The sequence below is a fragment of the Hasllibacter sp. MH4015 genome, assembly GCF_020177575.1.
GTDB lineage: Bacteria > Pseudomonadota > Alphaproteobacteria > Rhodobacterales > Rhodobacteraceae > Gymnodinialimonas.
Genome location: NZ_JAHTBK010000001.1, coordinates 3,019,627 through 3,038,975, shown reverse-complemented (window position 1 = coordinate 3,038,975; position 19,349 = coordinate 3,019,627). Strand labels below are relative to the sequence as shown.

General features: G+C 65.5%; 20 protein-coding genes. 4 read left to right on the top strand and 16 right to left on the bottom strand.

Features of this window, described 5'->3' with window-relative positions; translation table 11 throughout:
- Positions 1-47: 47 nt before the first annotated feature.
- From KUW62_RS15505 to KUW62_RS15475, 7 genes are all read right to left on the bottom strand, one after another.
- A complete protein-coding gene (locus KUW62_RS15505; RefSeq protein ID WP_224816365.1) occupies positions 48-362 on the bottom strand; it encodes a DUF1272 domain-containing protein in 315 nt (104 codons plus the stop codon).
- Between the two features lie 70 nt (positions 363-432).
- Entirely contained in the window at positions 433-774 is a 342-nt protein-coding gene (locus tag KUW62_RS15500) for a DUF2853 family protein (protein WP_224816364.1), read from the bottom strand.
- A gap of 142 nt (positions 775-916) precedes the next feature.
- Positions 917-1,519 (bottom strand): HD domain-containing protein, encoded by a 603-nt coding sequence (locus KUW62_RS15495; RefSeq protein ID WP_224816363.1) that lies wholly within the window; start codon positions 1,517-1,519, stop codon positions 917-919.
- Positions 1,516-2,376, bottom strand: a complete 861-nt coding sequence (locus tag KUW62_RS15490; RefSeq protein WP_224816362.1) for a phytanoyl-CoA dioxygenase family protein — start codon at positions 2,374-2,376, stop codon at positions 1,516-1,518. The genes KUW62_RS15495 and KUW62_RS15490 overlap by 4 nt, the downstream gene beginning before the upstream one ends.
- A 507-nt stretch (positions 2,377-2,883) precedes the next feature.
- Complete coding sequence (locus KUW62_RS15485; protein WP_224816361.1) at positions 2,884-3,471, bottom strand: hypothetical protein; 588 nt, start codon at positions 3,469-3,471, stop codon at positions 2,884-2,886.
- A 242-nt stretch (positions 3,472-3,713) separates the two neighbouring features.
- Positions 3,714-5,099: an adenosylhomocysteinase gene (gene ahcY / locus KUW62_RS15480; RefSeq protein ID WP_224816360.1), complete on the bottom strand. Its 1,386-nt coding sequence runs from the start codon at positions 5,097-5,099 to the stop codon at positions 3,714-3,716.
- 380 nt (positions 5,100-5,479) lie between these two features.
- Positions 5,480-6,532 carry a hypothetical protein gene (locus tag KUW62_RS15475; RefSeq protein ID WP_224816359.1) on the bottom strand — a complete coding sequence of 351 codons (1,053 nt, stop codon included), beginning with the start codon at positions 6,530-6,532 and terminating at the stop codon, positions 5,480-5,482.
- A 208-nt stretch (positions 6,533-6,740) separates the two neighbouring features.
- On the opposite strand from KUW62_RS15475, the gene KUW62_RS15470 reads away from it, so the two are divergent.
- Positions 6,741-7,328 carry an HD domain-containing protein gene (locus tag KUW62_RS15470; protein WP_224816358.1) on the top strand — a complete coding sequence of 196 codons (588 nt, stop codon included), beginning with the start codon at positions 6,741-6,743 and terminating at the stop codon, positions 7,326-7,328.
- Positions 7,325-7,810: a GNAT family N-acetyltransferase gene (locus KUW62_RS15465; protein WP_224816357.1), complete on the top strand. Its 486-nt coding sequence runs from the start codon at positions 7,325-7,327 to the stop codon at positions 7,808-7,810. Before KUW62_RS15470 ends, KUW62_RS15465 begins: the two co-directional genes overlap by 4 nt.
- 6 nt (positions 7,811-7,816) lie before the next feature.
- On the opposite strand, the gene KUW62_RS15460 is transcribed toward KUW62_RS15465, so the two are convergent.
- Complete coding sequence (locus KUW62_RS15460; RefSeq protein ID WP_224816356.1) at positions 7,817-7,993, bottom strand: hypothetical protein; 177 nt, start codon at positions 7,991-7,993, stop codon at positions 7,817-7,819.
- A 79-nt stretch (positions 7,994-8,072) separates the two neighbouring features.
- Here KUW62_RS15460 and KUW62_RS15455 point away from each other — a divergent pair, with 79 nt between their 5' ends.
- Together KUW62_RS15455 and KUW62_RS15450 are read left to right on the top strand one after the other, a co-directional pair.
- Positions 8,073-8,978, top strand: a complete 906-nt coding sequence (locus tag KUW62_RS15455) for a LysR family transcriptional regulator (protein WP_224816355.1) — start codon at positions 8,073-8,075, stop codon at positions 8,976-8,978.
- A gap of 21 nt (positions 8,979-8,999) precedes the next feature.
- Positions 9,000-9,404 (top strand): putative signal transducing protein, encoded by a 405-nt coding sequence (locus tag KUW62_RS15450; protein WP_224816354.1) that lies wholly within the window; start codon positions 9,000-9,002, stop codon positions 9,402-9,404.
- Here KUW62_RS15450 and KUW62_RS15445 read toward each other — a convergent pair.
- The 8 genes from KUW62_RS15445 to tsaE form a co-directional block, all read right to left on the bottom strand.
- Positions 9,401-9,775 carry a hypothetical protein gene (locus tag KUW62_RS15445; RefSeq protein WP_224816353.1) on the bottom strand — a complete coding sequence of 125 codons (375 nt, stop codon included), beginning with the start codon at positions 9,773-9,775 and terminating at the stop codon, positions 9,401-9,403. The two genes, KUW62_RS15450 and KUW62_RS15445, sit on opposite strands and share 4 nt — an antisense overlap.
- Complete coding sequence (locus tag KUW62_RS15440; protein ID WP_224816352.1) at positions 9,772-10,332, bottom strand: ActR/PrrA/RegA family redox response regulator transcription factor; 561 nt, start codon at positions 10,330-10,332, stop codon at positions 9,772-9,774. Before KUW62_RS15440 ends, KUW62_RS15445 begins: the two co-directional genes overlap by 4 nt.
- A 140-nt stretch (positions 10,333-10,472) precedes the next feature.
- On the bottom strand, positions 10,473-10,793 hold the full coding sequence (gene trxA / locus KUW62_RS15435; RefSeq protein ID WP_224816351.1) for a thioredoxin: 321 nt from the start codon (positions 10,791-10,793) through the stop codon (positions 10,473-10,475).
- A gap of 59 nt (positions 10,794-10,852) precedes the next feature.
- Positions 10,853-14,239: a double-strand break repair helicase AddA gene (gene addA / locus KUW62_RS15430; RefSeq protein ID WP_224816350.1), complete on the bottom strand. Its 3,387-nt coding sequence runs from the start codon at positions 14,237-14,239 to the stop codon at positions 10,853-10,855.
- A complete protein-coding gene (gene addB / locus KUW62_RS15425) occupies positions 14,236-17,196 on the bottom strand; it encodes a double-strand break repair protein AddB (protein WP_224816349.1) in 2,961 nt (986 codons plus the stop codon). The genes addA and addB overlap by 4 nt, the downstream gene beginning before the upstream one ends.
- Positions 17,189-17,878: a nucleotidyltransferase family protein gene (locus tag KUW62_RS15420; protein ID WP_224816348.1), complete on the bottom strand. Its 690-nt coding sequence runs from the start codon at positions 17,876-17,878 to the stop codon at positions 17,189-17,191. Before KUW62_RS15420 ends, addB begins: the two co-directional genes overlap by 8 nt.
- The gene (locus KUW62_RS15415; RefSeq protein ID WP_224816347.1) at positions 17,875-18,804 is read right to left on the bottom strand and encodes an aminoglycoside phosphotransferase family protein; all 930 of its coding nucleotides are present in this window, start codon (positions 18,802-18,804) and stop codon (positions 17,875-17,877) included. Before KUW62_RS15415 ends, KUW62_RS15420 begins: the two co-directional genes overlap by 4 nt.
- Positions 18,801-19,322, bottom strand: a complete 522-nt coding sequence (gene tsaE / locus KUW62_RS15410; RefSeq protein ID WP_224816346.1) for a tRNA (adenosine(37)-N6)-threonylcarbamoyltransferase complex ATPase subunit type 1 TsaE — start codon at positions 19,320-19,322, stop codon at positions 18,801-18,803. The genes KUW62_RS15415 and tsaE overlap by 4 nt, the downstream gene beginning before the upstream one ends.
- Between the last annotated feature and the right edge of the window lie 27 nt (positions 19,323-19,349).

Below are 19,349 nucleotides of genomic sequence, written 5' to 3'. Positions count from 1 at the left end.
CGGAGTGCGTTGAGCAAATGAAATACCTGCCGTATTTGAGCTAATCTCTATCGCTCCTCCGGCGGGACAGCCTTCAACTTGTCCACCATCTCGTCGACCTGCGCCCGCGTCCATTTGGAATGCACCCGTGTGGTGCTGGCGGGCTGGTGCCCAAGGCCCAGGGTCTTCCCCTCACGATGCGCATGTCTGGGCCGGATCGGACGGGGTTGAAACCCGCCACCGCAGGTCGGGCAGACATCGTGCAGCACATTCCGCACGCAATCCGCGCAATAGGTGCATTCATACGAACAGATCCGTGCCTCCGCCGTGTCAGGCGGCAGATCGCGGTCGCACCATTCGCAATTCGGTCTCAGTTCCAGCACGTCTTGCCCCCCGAAATGAAAAAGGCCCGCCCGGATCTCGGGCAGGCCCTTGTCTCCGATTGCGCCCGGCTCAGCCGTAGACGCTCTCCTTACCGAAATGCTTGGTCAGCATGTAATAGACAACGGCGCGGTACTTGTTGCGCTCGGATTTGCCATAGGTCTCGATCACGGAATTGATCGCTTCCATCAGGTTCGGACCATCGGGCAGGCCCAGTTTCTTCACCAGGAAATTGTTCTTTACCGTCTCCAGCTCCCCCGGCTGGCTCGCCGCCACGGTGGAGGCGTCGGAATCGTAGATGGACGGGCCGCAGCCGATCGTCACTTTCGTCAGCAGAGCCATATCGGGCTCCATCCCGCACTTGTTGCGCAGATCATCGGCATATTGCGCGATCAGGTCGTCACGTTTTCCCATAGGTACTATCCCCCCAATTGTTGGTCCCGGTCATGTCTCACCGGGGCGATGGCCGCCCCAGCCTGCCGCGCACGTTAACCGCGCCCCCCGGAATGGTGAAAGGAAAAGTTGCAGGGAAAAAGAACCCGGCGCTCCCCTGCGCCTATGCTGCAACAAGCGGCGAGATTTCGCCTTCCCGCACGACGTCAGGCGCGTGGGCCTTCCGCGCGAACACGCGGCGCAGCATCGGCTCGAAATGGGCGAGCGGCTGGCTATCGTAATCGGGATCGAAGCTGGATTGATCCCACCGCTCGCAAAATGTCGCGCAGCTGTCGAAGCAGGGATGATCCCTGAACCGGTCACGCGCATTGCGGTCCCAATTGTAGTGATGCGCGTAATAAAGCATCTGGAAAATCCCGTGATGCTCCACCACCCACGCCACGTCCCAGCGCACGAAGGGTCGGATGACCTCGGCCGACATGCGGTCGTGGTTCTGCGGCGCGAGGCCATCGCCGATATCGTGCAGAAGGGCGCCGACGATCCAGTCGATATCGGCGCCATCCCGCTCCGCCCGGGTGGCCGATTGCAGGGCATGTTCCATCCGCGTGATCCGGTATCCTTCCAGCGAGATATGCTCCTGCCGACGCAACTCCTCAAGCACGCGGTCGGCCGTAAGGGCCAGAAACGGTTTTTCCAGGCGCTCCAGAAGCTCGTATTCCTCGCGCGTGCCGTCCTTCATCTGGGTGAATTTGATCGTATCGCTCATGGATTGGTCCCCTGATACATCGCCACGTTCCCCTCCGCCCCCGCGGCGAGCGTTGCCGCTTGCGCCGCCAGAACCTCCTCGTAAAGCGCCAGGTCGCGAACGTCGAACAAACCGCGTGGGCCCGCGACGTTGATCCATCCTTGCGCCTGATCCTGCCCGCGCACCAGCATCGCGTAGTCGCGGTTCAACCCCAGCCGCACCTCCGGCGTCACGTAGCGGATCGCGCATCCGATGCGCCGGTCGTCGGATCGGTTGGGCGCCGAGGCGTGGAAACACCGCCCGTGATGCAGCGACATCTCTCCCGGTTTCAACGGCCCCGGTATCGCCATCGTCTCATCCACGCCTCCGATCTCCTGCCCGCGGCTCAGCAGGTTGGCCGCATCGAAGGTGTCGCCATGGGGGACAAGTCCGCCCACATGGCTGCCCGGAATGAAACGCATACACCCGGCGTCCACCGACACGTCGCTCAGCGCAAGCCACGCCGTCACTTCCTCGTCGGTCTCGCCCATCCCCCAGTAGGTCAGGTCCTGGTGCCACGATACGATGGTGCCGTCGCCCGGTTCCTTGATGAACAACTCCACCGACCAGACGAGCAGATCCGGCCCCAGGATCGTCTCAACTTTGTCGAGGATCGCAGGAAGACGCGCGATTTCGGCCAGAAGCGGGATCACGAGTTGTCCATTCACCCGGAAATACTGCGTCAGGTCGCGCCCGCCCGCGCCGTGCCTGTGTTGGGCCTCCAGCGCCTCGACACGCTGCCTGAGGTCCAGCGCCGCCGCTCCGTCCATCACAGGCACCGGGTGCAGTACCCCGTCGGCCCTGTATCTCGCGATTTGCGCCTGATCCAATCCAGCCATCGGATATCCTCCCTGTCCCGGTGGCTGAGCCTCTCAGGCCGCCGCACCGCCCGTCTGTCGCAAAATCGACGTACCGTTGGTCGCATTTTCTCGATTCCGTTAGGGATTTCGAAACCCTGCCATAGGATACGTTCAGGCGGTTAACCCGTGCGGGCCGCCTAACACCCGGTCAGCATGTAGACGATGACGATCTCTGCCAGAGGTCCCAAGACCACCCCCTCCCGAACAGGGAATATCGGGTGCAGGATGTCAGGCTCGGATACGCGCACTTTTCCGGGTGTGTCGGGGTGAACCCGGCGCATCAGCGATCGCCGCACGACGCGGCGCCGCGTCTCCTTTACGGAAATCACCAATCGAGGATGCAGGGATGCAGGGGTCGGTCCTGGTCGGGCCGATTGCAGGCTCCGACCACGTGCGCACACGGCGGCGCACGATTCCCATGCCTTACACACGAAAACGGCCCGGATGCCGCGAAACATCCGGGCCGCGATTTGGCGTAAGCGTCGCTTACCCGATCACGTATTCGCCGGGCAGAGCTTCCAGCTCGCTCTCGTCGATCTCGGGCATGGCTTCCAACTCCTCAAGGGTAAAGCCATCGAGGATCAGGCGGTTCTCGTTCTCCGCGTCGATGGAGAAGGCGCCCAGGGGCAGGGCCACGGTGTATTCGCCCAGACCGAGGATACCGCCGATGCCGATCACGGCCTCGTAGCCTTCGTCGGCTGCGATCACGTAGTCGATCTCGCCCACATCGGTTTCTTCCTCACCGGCGGTGGAATGCACGTCCATGCCGACGATGTTCTCGACGCTCATGCCTGCGAAGGCAGAGGTGTCGCGCACGTCGCGGTCCGTGACCAGCGCTTCGGTGGCGAGTTCCGTTTCACCTTCCGCGTCGGCTTCCGCCTCGGCGTCCGCGTCCATATCGGTGTCCATATCGGCGTCGGCCTCTGCATCGACGTCCGCTTCGGCGTCGACAACCGGGGTTTCGACCTCGACATCCGTTTCGGCATCCGCCGCGACGGAGTGGTTGTCGGCGATGGCCGGTGCGGCGAGGGTCAGGGCGGCAACGGTGCTCAGCAATGTGGTCTTGAAGGTCATGGATATCTCCTGTGACTGTGTGGGGTCGCCAATATGCTCGGCGTGTGCCCTTCCAACCCGCACGGACAGGCCCGGTTCCCGCCAAACATCAAAAAATGCCAAATAATCAAATAGTTGCGGAGCGCGTAAGAAAATAGAACGCGCCAGAACACGGCCCGGTTCCCGATGCTTTCACCTGCAAACAGAAAGGGGCGGCTTCCCGCTCAGAAAGCCGCCCCATCGCCTTGAATCGCCTACTCCGCTCAGTAGCGGTAGTGCTCCGGCTTGAACGGCCCGTCCTGGGGCACACCGATGTAATCGGCCTGTTCCTTGTCCAGTTGTGTCAGCTTCACGCCGATCTTCGCCAGATGCAGGCGCGCGACCTTCTCGTCGAGCTTCTTGGGCAGGATGTAGACCTTGTTTTCGTATTCATCCCCGCGCATCCACAACTCCATCTGTGCCAGCACCTGGTTGGTGAAGGACGCCGACATCACGAAAGAGGGATGGCCGGTGGCATTGCCGAGGTTTAGCAGACGGCCCTCAGACAGCAGGATCAGACGATTGCCCGAGGGCATCTCGATCATGTCCACCTGTTCCTTGATGTTGGTCCACTTGTGGTTCTTCAGGGCGGCGACCTGGATCTCGTTGTCGAAGTGGCCAATGTTGCCGACAATCGCCATGTCCTTCATCTCGCGCATGTGCTCGATGCGGATGACGTCCTTGTTGCCGGTGGTGGTGATGAAGATGTCCGCGTCAGCCACCACATCCTCCAGCAACACAACCTCGAACCCGTCCATCGCGGCCTGAAGCGCGCAGATCGGATCGGCCTCGGTCACCTTCACGCGCGCACCCGCACCGGCCAGCGACGCGGCGGAGCCCTTGCCCACATCGCCATACCCCATGACGACGGCAACCTTGCCCGCCATCATCGTGTCTGTGGCGCGGCGGATGCCGTCGACCAGCGACTCCTTGCAGCCGTACTTGTTGTCGAACTTCGACTTGGTCACGGAGTCGTTCACGTTGATCGCGGGGAAGGGCAGCTGGCCATTCTTTTGCAGGTCATACAGACGATGCACGCCGGTCGTCGTCTCCTCCGACACGCCCTTGATCTGATCGCGCATCTTGGTGAACCAGCCGGGGCTGGCTTCCATGCGTTTCTTGATCTGCGCCTTGATGACCTCTTCCTCTTCCGAGGTCGGCACGGCAATCACGTCCTCGCCCGCTTCCATCCGCGCGCCGAACAGAATGTAGAGCGTCGCGTCGCCGCCATCGTCAAGGATCAGGTTCGGCCCGTCGGGGAACATGAACGACCGGTCGAGGTAATCCCAATGCTCCTCCAGGCTCTGCCCCTTGATCGCGAAAACCGGCACGCCCGCCTTGGCAATCGCGGCCGCCGCGTGATCCTGGGTAGAGAAGATGTTGCAAGACGCCCACCGGACATCCGCACCCAAATCCACCAGCGTCTCGATCAAAACCGCCGTCTGGATCGTCATGTGAAGCGAACCCACGATCCGCGCGCCCTTCAACGGCTTCTCCGTCCCGTATTCCTCGCGCAGCGCCATCAGGCCCGGCATCTCCGTCTCGGCGATGTCCAGCTCCTTGCGGCCGAACTCCGCCAGCGCGATATCCTTGACGATATAGTCGTCCATATTCCTGCCTCCTCGGGCGCATCCAGATCAGTGTTGGCGGTGCCATAGCAGGCAGGTCCGTTCCGGGCAATGCGACCTTCCCGAACCAATCGTCAAAACGAAAAAACGAGGCGCCCCGGCAGGAACGCCTCGTCAAATTTCAGGTCATGCCCGGGGGCTTATTTTCCGCCAGAGCCTTTGCCACTGTCCGGGCCGGTTTGGGTGTTCGGCCCCTTCGGTCCGCCCGCGCCCGGCGGTGGTGTGGTCGTGGGGGTCTGAGGTGGGCCGTCGCCGCCACCTTTTCCATCTTTACCCATGCTTAAATGCCTCCGTTCAAATCAAGGTCGCACCGCCAGACTAACCTGAACAGCGGCGGTTCTCCTAAAGGTTTTCCGGAAGGATCACTCCACGATCATGATCGGTCCGAAGTCAATCGGGCCTTCGATTGCCTCGGTATAGGGCAGGATCGAGGCGTAGCGAATGGACATCGTGAACGGGTCGTCCGGATAGCGAAAGTCGGCCTCGGGCTGCTGGTCCTGCGCCCAGGCCTCGTAAACGTCGCCGTCGCGTTCGATCCCGATATAGCCCAGGAAATGGCCGCCATTGCCGAACCGCATGTGGAATGCCTGAAGGGCATGGTCGAATTGCGGGAATGCGGCCTGCGCCAGAAGGTCGGGATGGATGCGGCCCGGTGGTGTCGGCCGCTCCTCACCATCATGCCCGCGATAGTCGAAGGACACCTCCTGGTCCGCGGCCGCAAGGATCGTCTCGTCGATCCAGCCGATCTGCACGCGGCCGGAAAAGCTCCAGTCGGGCTCACCATAGCGCACCTCAAGCGTCGGGCCCGGGCCGACATCGATCATCATCTCGCGCAGATGCCCGCCATCGCCGCCATCCCGGTTCAGGTTGAACCCCAGGATCACCGGCGTGCCCTGCGGCAGCGGGCCGTCTGACGCGCTGGACAGATCGAAGCGGCAGGAAAAGGCGCAATTGTCGAATTCCGCGATGCGGATGGGCGTGGTCCGGGGCAGCGGCGTCGCCCAGATCACGCCCGAGGCCAGATCGCGCCCATCGCCGTCACGGATCGCGCCCACATATTGGCCAGGGCTTTGTTCCACCCGCAGCCGGTCCACCGAATGGTTTCCCATGAACAGCACGAAGCCCTGAAGCGCGTAGGGACGGCTTGCGATGAAACAGCCATCGGGCCGTTCCCGGTCGAAGGTCGTTCCGATATCCAGGAGATCCCGCGTTATCCGGAACTGCCCTTCGAGGCGGTTGCCGCCGTTGATTGCGCTGGTTCCGGCGATGCGGCACACCGTGCCGGTGGGTTCGGCCCAACGCGCACAGATATCGTCGGTGCAATCCGGGCCATCGGCGCGCGCCGGTGCGGGCGCGAGGGTTTGGGCGAACAGGCAGGATGCGGTGAAAACCGCAAGGGGGATGGTGCGTGGCATGGCGGACCTCGCGGAGTTTGGGGAATGGGGCGCCCCGAAAATACGGGGCGATGCGGGCCGGAGCGATGAGAAATGCCCCCGAACCCGAAGGTCTAATAGGTTCGAGATTACGGCATGGGCGGGACCTGCGGTAGTCAGGGAATCCTGACCCCGCTTGCGGCGCTCCCCCTCCCACGGCATTGATTGTCCGTGCGAACAGGAGGGGCCGATGGCGGCGCGGGCTTGGCAAAGGATGTTATCGGGGCGCAGGCTCGACCTGCTGGATCCCACGCCCATGGATATTGAGATTGACGACATCGCCCATGGCCTGGCCTTCGTAGCGCGCTGGAACGGGCAGACCAAGGGCGATTATGCCTATTCGGTGGCGGAGCATTCGATCCTCGTCACCGATATCCACGCCCGCCTCGCGCCCAATGCGCCGGTGAAATGGCGGCTGGCCGCGCTGCTTCACGATGCGCCGGAATATGTGATCGGGGACATGATTTCTCCCGTGAAGGCTGCGGTTGGGCCGGGCTATGGCGCGCTCGATGACAGGCTGGCCGCCGCAATCCACCTGCGCTTCGGACTGCCCGCCGCGCTGCCCAAGACCGTCAAGGCCACGATCAAGCGGGCCGACAAGATCTCCGCGTGGTTGGAGGCGACGCAGCTGGCCGGTTTCACTCAAAGTGAGGCGGACCGCTTTTTCGGCAAACCCGACCCCGCCATGACCGACGGGCTCACCCTGCACCTCCGCCCGCCTGCGCAGGTCCGGGCCGATTTCACCGCCCGCCACGCCGCACTTCTGGAGGCCCTATGATAAAGGTTCGACCCGCCCACGCCTTGGACGCCGGTGAAGTCGCGGCCCTGCTGAACGAGATCATCGCCATCGGCGGCACCACGGCGCTGACCGGGACGATCACGCGCGACGACATCCTGGCTTGGATGGACCGCCCGAACGGGGCTTGGCACGTGGCAGAAACGGAGGAAGGGGAGATCCTGGGCTTCCAATACATCGCGCCGGGGGGCGACTACCTGCCGCCGGAGGCCGCGGAAATCGCCACCTTCGCCAAGCCCGGCAAACAGGGGCTCGGGATCGGGTCGAAATTGTTCGAGGCGACACGCGCGGTGGCCAGGGATCTCGGCTATGGCTGGATCAACGCCAATATCCGCGCCGATAACGAAAGTGGGCTGGCGTATTACCAATCCCGCGGGTTCGAGGATTATGGCCGGATCGAGGGCTATGAGATGGCCGACGGCACGATCGTCGACAAGGTTCTCAAGCGCCTCGATCTTCGTTAGCCAGAATTACATCAGCCCCGTCAGGCGCAGCATTCGCCGACGCTCGGCGGCGTCGCGTTCCTTCTGGGCGCGGGTGCGGGGATCGTGGTCAACCCAGCGGGCCGGCGCGTTCCAGTCTCTGCCTGTACGGGTTGCCGTGCGCAGGGTTCTTGCAAGGATATTGAACATCTTCGTCTCCATCATCTGTGATGGGACATATCTACGCCCTTGCGCGTCCCGTGCCGAATCCGCAATACTGGCAACATGTAAGCCAAGGTGACATATGGACTGGCGCGACATCCCCTCCCTCTCGGCGCTCCGCGCGTTTGAGGCCGCCGCAAGGCTCGGCTCCCTGTCGGAGGCTGCGCGCACGCTCAACGTCACCCATGCCGCCATCGCGGCCCATGTGCGCGCGTTGGAGGGGGAATTCGGCCAACCGCTCCTGCGCCGGTCCGGGCGGGGCATGGTGCCGACCCGGGCCGGGGCGGAGCTGGCCCGCGACCTGGGCAACGGGTTCGCGGAAATCGCGGTGGGGGTCCGGGCGCTCAAACAGGGGCGGGAGGATCGACCCGTCACGCTAACCACCACGCCCAGTTTCGCCGAGAACTGGCTGATGCCGTGCTTGGCCGCCTTCTGGTCCGCCCATCCCGATATCCCGCTCAGCGTGCAGACATCCCAGGACATGGTGGACCTCCGCCGCGATGGGATCGACCTCGCGATCCGCCATGGCGCGGGTCCGTGGCCGGGGCTGGAGGGGCATGTCCTGACACAGGCCACCATGGTCGTGGTCGGCCAGCCGGGCCGCTTCACCCCCCGGCCCGTTGATCCCACGACGCAGGAGGCATGGGCGTGGGTGGCGACGCTGCCGTGGCTGCTCGACACGTCACACAGCGAGTTCAACAAGCGCCTGACGCGCCTTGGCATCGACCGCGATGCGCTCCGCGCGACGGAGCTTGCGTCCAACAACCTGATCCTGCCCGCGTGTCGTGCGGGGGCGGGCGTGTCGGCGCAACCTCTCGCACTGGTGGAAACCGATATCGCCGATGGGCGGCTTGAAGTTCTGGCGCAGGAGCAGGACAGTGTGATGGCCTATCACCTGCTGCATCTGCCCGGCCCGCTCAGCCGCCGGGCGCAGACCTTCGTGACTTGGCTGAAAAGCGATGCGAAGTGCATCGTTGGAACGGCCTGACGGCGGAAAGTGAGCCCAAAGATGTCTCGGTTCAAGGGGTTCACCCGCGTTGCGGCGTCATTCGAGCCCACCGAAATCCGCATGGCCAAGACGGCGCTGGAGGGGGCGGGTTTCACGGTCATCACACCCGGAATGCAGACGTCCGAGACGATCCCCTATGCCAGCTTGGCCCTCGGCCCGATGGAGGTTCTGGTCCCCGACGCCGATGCGGAGGAGGCGAAGGCGCTTCTGCAGGCCATCGCGAACGGCACGGTCATCAACCATGCGCCTGACGGCATGTGGGACGACGAGGATGACACGCCTGAGGCGGCGCCGACGCGCAAACGCGGGTGGCTTGGCAACTTGCTGGGATTTCTTCTTGCGGGCGTGTCCTCGCCGCTCAGGGGCCTGTCGGTCGACAAGCGAAAGGACCGGCGGCGGGGCTAATTGATCGCCAATGGCGCGCAGGTCTGCCCAAATCTGCTTTGCCCATTGGCCGATTGCGCGGCATCCGGGATGGACCAGCCGGCAAATGCGCCGTTGCGGAACACCAGAAGCGGTCCGCCAGGCCAACGCGCGGCGGTTAGGGCGGCCACATCACACGGCAGGAGAGTCGGCGCACCCCCTTGCAGGCGCGTCATGGTCTGGATCACCCCGGCCTGATCGCGTCCGAAATCAATGCGTTGCCCGGTGCCGACCGCCTCGATCCCGCCGCCATCGAACAGGATCGGAACCACGGGGCCACGGGGCGCGTCCGGCGCGCCCTGCCCACCGACGCAGCCTGCAATGACCAGCGGAAGGGCAAGAAGCGCCCTCACCTGGGCGAGCGTTTGGCGAGGATGCGTTGCAGCGTCCGGCGATGCATGTTCAGCCGCCGCGCGGTTTCGGAGACGTTGCGGTCGCACAGCTCGTAGACCCGCTGAATATGCTCCCACCGCACGCGATCGGCGCTCATCGGGTTTTCGGGGGGTGGCGGCATCTCCTCCTCGCCCGCAAGCAGGGCGGAGGTGATGTCATTGGCGTCGGCAGGTTTGGACAGGTAATCGGTGGCCCCCATCTTCACCGCTGCCACCGCCGTGGCGATCGCGCCATACCCGGTCAGTACGACAATCCGGCTGTCTGGGCGCTTCTCGCGCAGGGTTTCCACGACGTCGAGGCCGTTGCCATCCTCCAGCCGCAGATCGACGACCGCATAGGCGGGCGGCCGTGCGATGGCGATGGCGGATCCCGCCGCGACCGATGACGCGGCCTCCACCTCGAAGCCACGCTTTTCCATGGCGCGTTCCAAGCGGCGCAGGAACGGTTCGTCATCATCCACCAGCAGCAGTGATTTGTCCGCGCCGATGTCTCGCAAGGTGCGATCGTTCGTGGCCATCCGGTCGTCTCCTCGTTTCCCTACGCTCTAAGGTATAGGAAGGAATGACTTTTGGTCAATTTGTCGCGGATGAAAAGGTTCGGGAATTCCAAAGAAAAAGGCGCCCTTAGGCGCCTTTCGGGGGTCGATCCGTGCCGGATTCAGACGGCCTCGTCGATCCATTTCTGCAAGGCCGCCTTCGGTGCCGCGCCGACCTTGTTGGAGATCACTTCGCCGTCCTTGAACATGAAAAGCGCTGGAATGCCGCGCACGCCCAGTTGCATCGGGGCGTTGGGGTTCTCGTCCACATTGACCTTCACGATCTTCACGCGGCCATCGTATTCGTCCGACAGCTCTTCCAGGGCCGGGCCGATCTGTTTGCACGGGCCACACCATTCGGCCCAGAAATCGACGACAACGGGGATGTCGGATTGTTTGACCTGGGCGTCAAAATCGGCGTCGGTGACAGCTTTGGTGGCCATAATGCCCTCCTGGCGGAATGAATTTCGAAGACTGAACCTATGGACCGCCCCCCGGTGCGTCAAGCACCCCTTGCGCGTTGCAAGGCCGCAGACACGAGATCGTGTGGTAGCACCATGAGCGACGGGGCGCGCGACCACAGGATCGCCACTTCGATTTTATGGTTTGGATAGATGGGTTTGAGAAGCTCCGCATAGGCCCCCATCTGCCGCAGAAGGCTTTCGGGAGTTTCCTCGGGCCGTGTCGGAAATGTCGTGTTGGTCTTGAAATCGACGGCGCGCACGGTGTCGTCCGTGATGATCAGCCGGTCGATGATCCCGAACATCTCCGCCCCCAACGTGTCGGAGTGGCCGGTGATCTCCACCTCCGCCAGAGAATCGCGCGCGAAGATCGGGGCAAGGGCCGGGTCGGTCAGAACCCGCGCCGCTTCCTCCAGATGGGCGGCCAGCTCCCCCTCGCCCACATCGGCGGCGTGGAGCGCAGCGATGCCCGGCGCGGCGGCGGGCCATGCGGGTTCCGGCAGGCGCGGCAGATGCTCCAGCAGCAGATGCACGATACTGCCCCGGCGCATGGCGATGGCGGTTTCATCCCCCGCACCGGGCAGCGCCTTGGCCCCGCCCAGATCCGACGGCGTCCGCGCCGGTTTGTCTTTCTTGGGGGAAGGGACGATTTGCGACGCCCAATGGGGCAGATCGACCGCCTGCGCCCCGTCGGATTGATCCGCGGGCGCATGGGGCCAGTCGCCGCTCTGCACGCGCTTTCCGGTGCCCTCGATCCCGCCGATTCCAAGCGGTTCGGTCGCCATCTCTTCCAGGGCCGCATCGACGACCTTGTACCAGGACGATGCGGGTTTCTTGTCGTCCCCCAACCCACCTGACGCCGCGATGATGAGCCACGATTCCGCCCGGGTCAGCGCGACGTAGAGAAGCCGGTTCGCCTCTTCCACCTCCCGCGCCTTTCGGGCCTCGTCCGCCGCGCGGGCGATATCGGCCGCGTCCCCTTTTTGGGGCGACCACAGGAGCGGGCCATTCTCGGCGTGAAGCAGCTTCACATTCGGGGCGCGCCCAGACGGCTGCGCACAATCAGGCAGGATCACCACCGGCGCTTCAAGGCCCTTGGCACCGTGGACCGTCATCACCCGGATCTGCCCCTCCGCCTGGCTGAGATCGCGTTTGACCTGCACGTCGCCCGATTCCAGCCAGCCCACAAACCCGGTGAGCGACGGCACCTCGCTCGCCTCATAGGACAGGGCCTGCGCCAGCATCGCGTCGATGGCATCCTCCGCCTCCGGGCCCAGGCGGGCGATCAGGCGGCGGCGGCCATCGTGGCGGGTCAGCGCACGTTCCAGAAGATCGTAGGGGCGCAGGAAGTCGGCCTGGTCCCGAAGGTCCTTCAGCATCCCATGGACCTGCGGAAACTCATCGGCGCGGTCGACGAGGGCGGGCCAAAGATACGCCCCGTCCCGCCTGTTATGGGCCAGATCGTAAAGCTGCGCCTCGTCCAGCCCGCAGAGTGGCGAGCGCAGGATGGAGGCCAGCGACAGGTCATCTTCCTGCGTCGCAAGGAACCGGCAGAGAGCCAGCAGGTCCTTGACCGCCAGCGGAGAGGTCAGTTGCGAGCGGTCCACGCCCGCCACCGGCAAATCCTTCGCCTTCAACTCCGCAATGATCTTGTGAAACAGCGGTGAGCGAGACCGGACGAGGATCAGGATATCGCCCGCCCGCATCGCGCGACGTTTGCCGTCGACCTCGATCTCCACCGGGTTGTCCACCATCTCCTTGATCTGCAATGCCAATTCCTTGGCGAGGACGGCACGGTGATGATCCTCCGACACGATATCCTGCGGGTCGTCCCAGGCCGGTTTCTCGGCGCTTTTCGTGGCGGGGATGTGCGGCCAGAGGTCCACGCGCCCGGGCTTGGTGCCGAAAAACGCCCGATGTTCGACGTTGTCACCCAGACCCGGCGCGCCAAGGCCACGTGCCACGGCATCCACCAGCTCAAGTATCGGCGGCGCGGACCGGAAGGAATGGACAAGCGCGGCGTCGGGGTCGAACGGCGCGCCGATGGCCCCTAGCCGGTCGCGGAAATGGGCGCGCATCCGGTCGAATTCCGCCGGGTCCGCGCCCTGGAAGGAATAGATCGACTGCTTCTTGTCGCCGACCACGAAAATCGTCCGCTGCACATCTGCCCGCGCGCCTTCACCCGCCGCGAAATCCTCGGCCAGTTGCTTCACGATCTCCCATTGGCGGGGCGAGGTGTCCTGCGCTTCATCTACAAGAATGTGGTCGATCCCACCGTCGAGGCGGAACAGAACCCATTGCGCCACGCGCGGGTCGGACAGAAGGTGGCGGGTCTTGTCGATCAGGTCGTCGAAGTCGAGCCATCCCCGCGCCTCCTTGGCGCTGGCGTAGGCGGGCAGGAAGCTGGCGGCAAAGCCATGGAGCGCGTGGGTCCTTCGCGCGGTCAGAAGCCCGGTGCGCAGGGGGCGGGCCTCCGCGATGCGTTGTGCGAAATCGTTCACCGCCTCCATCGCGTCGCCGATGGCTTTGCGCACGCCGGCATTGGCGATGGCGTCGATCCGGGGCTGGTGTTCCTTCGCGCCGGATTGATAGAGGAAGAGCCGCTCCAACGTGCTGAGCATGTCGAGCGTGGGGGCGGCCCAGTCGATGCGCTCAAGCGCCCGGCCAAAGCTCACATGGGTCTTGGTGTCGGGATCAAGATGGGTGCGGATGATCTGCGCCAGATCGGCCTCTCCGCCCGTGAAGACAGTCGCGAGGATGTCGTGCTCCGTCAGGTCCGGGTCGATGCCAAGCGCGCCGCAGATCGCCGTCCAATCCTGCGGCGGTGTCAGCGCCTCTGCCTGTCCCGCCACCGCGCGGGCGAGCGCCACGGCGCTGTCATCGCTGGACAGGTAAGGTGCGACCAGGTCGATGGCATCGCGCCCCTCTTCCGTCTCGGCCATGTCGTCCAGAAGGTCGGTCAGAAGCCGCGTCTGTACGCGCTCGTCGATTTCCGTGACGGCGGGGCTGACACGCGCCTCCAGCGGGAACCGCCGCAGGACGGAGGAGCAGAAGGAATGGATGGTCTGGATCTTGAGGCCCCCCGGCGCCTCGATTGCGCGGGCGAACAGCGTGCGGGCCTGGTTCAGAAGATCGTCGGACAGGCGGCCGTCCGGCACCCCGATCTCCGTCAGGGTGCGCCGCAGATCGCCGTCGTCCTTCATCGCCCACGCGCCCAGGCGGGAGAACAGGCGGTTCTGCATCTCCATCGCGGCGGCCTTGGTGTAGGTCAGGCACAGGATGCGTTCGGGCCGCACCCCGTCGAGCAAAAGGCGCGCCACCCGGTCGGTCAGAACCCGCGTCTTGCCGGAGCCCGCATTGGCCCCCAGCCAGGTGGAGGTGCCGGGATCGGCGGCGCGATTCTGGGCGAGGGTGGCGTCGTCGATCATGGGCGCGTCCCCACGGGAATCACGACGGGGTCGTCCGTTTCATCCCACTCGCCAAGCCGCGCGAGGTGATCGAAATCGCCATCGAACCGCGTGTCCGTCACCGCCCGGCGCGAGGGGAAGCCGACCAAACGCTGGCGGTAATGGGTAATCAGCGTGACGAGGCCATTCGCGACCTCCTCGATCGCGGCGGCATCGACGGGCTCGTCACGGATATCCGGATTGGTGCCGAGGCCGATATAGGCAAGCCGCGCGACCTCCAGCGCGCGGTCCGCGAATGCGCCCCCACGCGCCATCAGCGCTTCCAGCAGCAATTGTTTGTTGAAATGCTTGGCCTCGCCATCGGTCGGCACCTTGCCGGTCTTGTAATCGTAAATCGCCACCCGCCCGTCGGGCAGTTTGTCGATCCGGTCTACCTTGCCGGTCAATTCCAGATCGAGGCCCGGCACATCCCAACGCTCCTTCCGCTCCAACAGCCACGGCGCGGCCAGGGCGCGCAATTCAGCCTCTTGCGCCAGATACCAGGGCATCACACCGACCAGCCGTTGCCGCCAGAACCGCCGCGCGGCGGGCCACGGCGCGGCGTCTTGCAAGGTGGCGTCGGCCACGGCGAGGAACAGGTGGTCGGCCGCTTCGGGCAGGCCGCCGCGGGTTTGGTCGACGAAGGCATCCAACACGTCGTGGATCACGTTGCCGCGCAGCCGAGCATCTGGCGCGGTGCGCAGCGGGTCGAGCGCGGACAGGCGCAGCATATGGCGCGCGTAGATCGCGTAGGGGTCGCGGATCAGCCGCTCGATCTCCGTCACCGACAGGCGGGTCAGCCGGGGGGCGTTCTGCGGCGCCGGGGCAGGGCGCGGGGCGGGGGCGATGCGCTTGTCCGGGGCGGGTTGTGTCAGCGCCTGCGCCATGCGCACCCAGTCGGCGCCCCGGTCGCGCATGTTGTCCAGCGCCTGCGCCGCGTGTGCGCTCGCGCCGCCCAGAAGGTTCGTCAGGCGGTTCAGCCAGCGGGAGGGGACGGTATCGGTCTCGTCATCGCGCTTGGCCCGGCAGAGCCAGACCTCGCCCGCCGCGATGCCCTGCTGGAAATCATGGGCGCTCAATCCGATCACCCGGTCCGGCAGGCGCAAACCGACCTCAGCGCGCAGGGGCCGGTTCAGCCATGGATCAGCCTCCGCCGCTTGCGGCCATGTCCCCTCGTTCAGGCCCGCAAGGATCGTCAAATCCGCGCCCTGAACGCGCGCCTCCTGCGTGCCCCAGATCAGGATGTCGGCATGGGGGCGCAGGGCGAAACGAACCTCGCGGTCGGCGGCCAGCGATTGGAAGAAATCCGCGTAATCGCGCGCGGACATTGCCCCGCCGGACGGCGCATCGGCCCGCAATTCGTCCAGCAGGCGCAGCATCGCCTTGCCCGAATCCTTGTCATACAGCTCCCCGCTGCCGTCCGTCCCGGTCCCTGCGGCCAGAGCCTCTGCCCGTGCGATATGGGCCGCGACGCGGTCGGGCATGGGGCGCGGTGCCGTGGCGGGGTTTACGAAAAGCGTGTCCGACAGCCAATCCACCCAGGCGAGGCGCCCGGGATCGCCATTGGCCTTTTCCGCCCAGTCCACAAGTGCCGCACGATTGGGAAAGGCGAGGCCGCGGCGCAGAAGCTGCAATTCCAGATCGCGGGTCCGCAGAATATGCGCGCTGCGATCCGCGCCGGTGTGGCAGAGCGGATGTTTCAGGAGCGCCACGAGCCCTTCCGCCGTCACCGGCCCCGTCATGGCTTCGGCCACCTGCGCCATGAACCGGCCCGGCGCGGTTTGTGACAGGACCTGCCCGGCACTGTCATCGGGCACGATGCGCCAGCGATCCAGTTGTGCCGTGACCTTGCGCGCCAAGCGCCGGTCGGGCGTGACAAGGGCCGCGCGCTGCCCGTCCTCCACCGCCCGGCGCAGGCGCAGCGCGATGGTCGTCGCCTCCATCTGCGGATTGGGAGCCTCCACCAACGTGATGCCCGCCATCGCGCCCGCGACATCCTGCAGCTTCGGCCCCTCCTTGCGCCATTGATCCGTCACTGGCGCGGGTCGCAGCGCGAGGGAGACGACGCGGTTGCGCGCGGGATTGGCCGGTTGCCGATCGCCCCAAAGCGGCACCTGATCCGGGTCCATACCCATCGTGTCGAGCAGGCGGGCAAGGCGGAATTGCGGATGATCCTCCCCCGCCAGGCCGTCGCGCCGCCCGTCAAGCAGGCCCTGCCACAGCGCGCGCGGCATGTCCCGGTCGATCCCCGGCAGGATCACCGCGCCTTGCGGCAGGGCCGCCACCGCCTCCATCAACCGAAAGGTCGCGCGGCGCGATCCGGTGGAGCCTGCGACGATCACGGGATGGTCGGGCGGATTATGCCGCCACTCCGCGATCAGGGCATCGACCACCTGCGCCTGTCGCGCCTCCGGGATCGGGCGGAAATCGCCAGTGATCAGGTCGTGGGCAATGCCAAGGAAATCGCGCGCACGGGTCCAGTGATCGGAATGATCGCCCATGTCGAGCGCCGCAATCTCCTGCGGGGGAACGCCTTCCTCCACCATCTCGCCCATGAAATCGGCAAGGCTGTCGGACAGGTCATAAAGCGCCGCGCGGGGGGCGAGATCGGGATTGGCGTCGATCAGCTTGGCGATCAGTTGCGCCAATTGGAAGCGCAGGGCGAGCGGCGTCATGGCCGGCGGCACGCCGTCCAGATCAGCGGTTTCCGACAGCGACAGGATCGGGCGGATGCGCGGCAAAAGGCCGGGGCCGCGTTGCGCGTAGAGCGTTTGCAGGCGGCGCTGCATCCGCGCGTTGGCCACATGCACCTCCACCCGCGCTAGGGCGTGGGGCGGCTGGCCGTTCAACTGCGCGTCCAGCCCGTCGATCAGGGCGGCGCAGAAATCGACGCCGAGGGGCGTGGCAAAGACATGTGGCGTGGGCAGGGTCTCAAACATCGCCATCCCCCAGCATCTTCTCGGCGGCAGCGATCCCATCGGGGTGGCCCACATCGGCCCATTGGCCGGGATAGAGCAGGCCGAACAACCGCCCCTCCGCCTGCATCGCGGCCCAGATATCGCGCAGGCTGAATATATCCCGCGACTCGGCCAGGGCGCGGGCGGGGTTCAGAATCTGCGCGCCGGTATAGACAAGGCTGTCGGCGGATTTGTCGAACGTCAGGCGACCTTGCGCGTCCATCGCGAAATCACCGCCGCCGATCCGTCCTGTGGCGCGGTCGCGCGGAATGAGCAGGAGGAGCGCATCCATGCGGCCGGGATCGAAAGCATCCGAAAGTTGCGCCAGCGGTTTCCCCCCGCGCCAGACAGTGTCGGCGTTGAGCGTGGCCATAGGGACGCCGCCGAACACGCTGGCCGCGCGTTTCACCGCGCCGCCGGAGTCCAGAATGTCCGGTGCCTCCACCATCACCCGCACGTCGCGTCCGGCAAGGTGGGTGGTGATCTGGTCGGCCCGGTAATGGGCGTTCACCGCAACGGGTGAACAAACGGCCTCCGCCTGCGCGAGGGCGTGGTCCAGCAGGGTGCGCCCCGCCACTTCGATCAGCGGTTTCGGACGTTCCGCCGTCAACGCGCCCATGCGTGTGCCGAACCCGGCGGCAAGGATCAGGCAGGGCAGGGTCATGTGGCGGTCCAGTCTTTGGTCCGGTCCAACAGGTCGGCGACCGACGGTGCGATCGTCGGAAACGGCTCCGCCGCGCGGGCGATCAACGTGCGGGTGCGTGGCAGGAACGCGGCGTATTGGGGCTTGCCAAGCTCGGTCGAGAGACGGCGGAAGATCCCGAGGATGCGCAGGTTGCGGGCAAGCGACAGGATGTCGATGCGGCGGGGATCGTGCCCTAATTGTTCTATAAGATTGCGCCGCCAATCCTCCGGCACAACGCGGCGCGGATCGTCGAGCAGCGAGGCGAGGTCATACCCGTCCGGCAGCAGCACCGCGTCCTGGAAATCCAGAAGGCCGATGCGGGCGGGTCCGGTGCGGTCTGCCAACCATAGAAGGTTGTCGCCATGCACGTCGCGCAAGGACAGGATCGGCGGGCCATGGGCATGGGTGGCCAGTGCGTCGGCCAGCGCCGTCAGAAGCCCGTCGCGCAAGGCGTCGCTTGCGTGCAGCCGGTCGAAGGTGATCCGCGCCATCGCAGCCATGGCGCGCGCATCGGGCGCGGACAGGCCGGGGGGCGGCAATGCCTTGAGAATCGGCAGCATGTCCACGGTCACACCATAGGCAAGGCGCGCGCGGTCGGCGTCGGTGGCCAGAAGGTGCGACAGGGTCAGGTCGCCCAGATCCTCCATCAGGATCAGGCCATTCTCCGCGTCCGCCGCATATTCTCGGGGGGCCGACAGGCCAAGGCCGCGAAGGTGCGCGCCGATGGTGCGAAACGCGGCGAAGCTGGCGCGGTCCTGGGCCGTATCGACCGGCGCATCCATCAAGACCGCTGTTTCGCCCGCCTTGCTCAGCCGGGAATATGTCCGTGCGGACGCATCGGCGGCGAGGGGACGTGCCTGCGCCTCGCCCCACCCGGCCGCGTCCAGAAATGCCGCTACCGTCATTCGGCGATGGCCTGCGCGAGGGGCGTGTCGGCGGGGGACAAAAGGCGCGCGATGCGCGTTTCATCGAATTGGCGGTGCAGGTGCAGCATCGCGGCGTCTTGCGGCCAATCGGGGGCAAGGCGGTCGGGCCACTCGATCAGGCAGATGGCGTGGCCCATCGCCTCCTCCAGCCCCAGCTCCGTCAATTCGCCGGGATCACCGAGCCGGTAGAGGTCGGCATGCCAGATCTCCGCATCCGGTGCGGTGTAGGTCTGGACCAGCGTGAAGGTCGGGCTGGGAACGGGCGTGTCGGGCAGGCCAAGGCGAGCCCGGATCATTGCGCGCGCCAGATGGGTCTTCCCGGCACCAAGATGGCCGGACAGCAGGAGCGTCTGGCCGGGTGACAGCGCCTTGGCCAACCGGGTGGCCAGTGCGTCGGTTGCGCCCTCGTCCCGCAGCACGACACTGGCCCGTTCCGGCCAGTCTGGCAGGGCCGGGGCATCGTCGTCGGGCAGGGGCAGGGGGGTGGACGCGGACATGGTGGTGCGGAGTCTAGCGATCCCCGC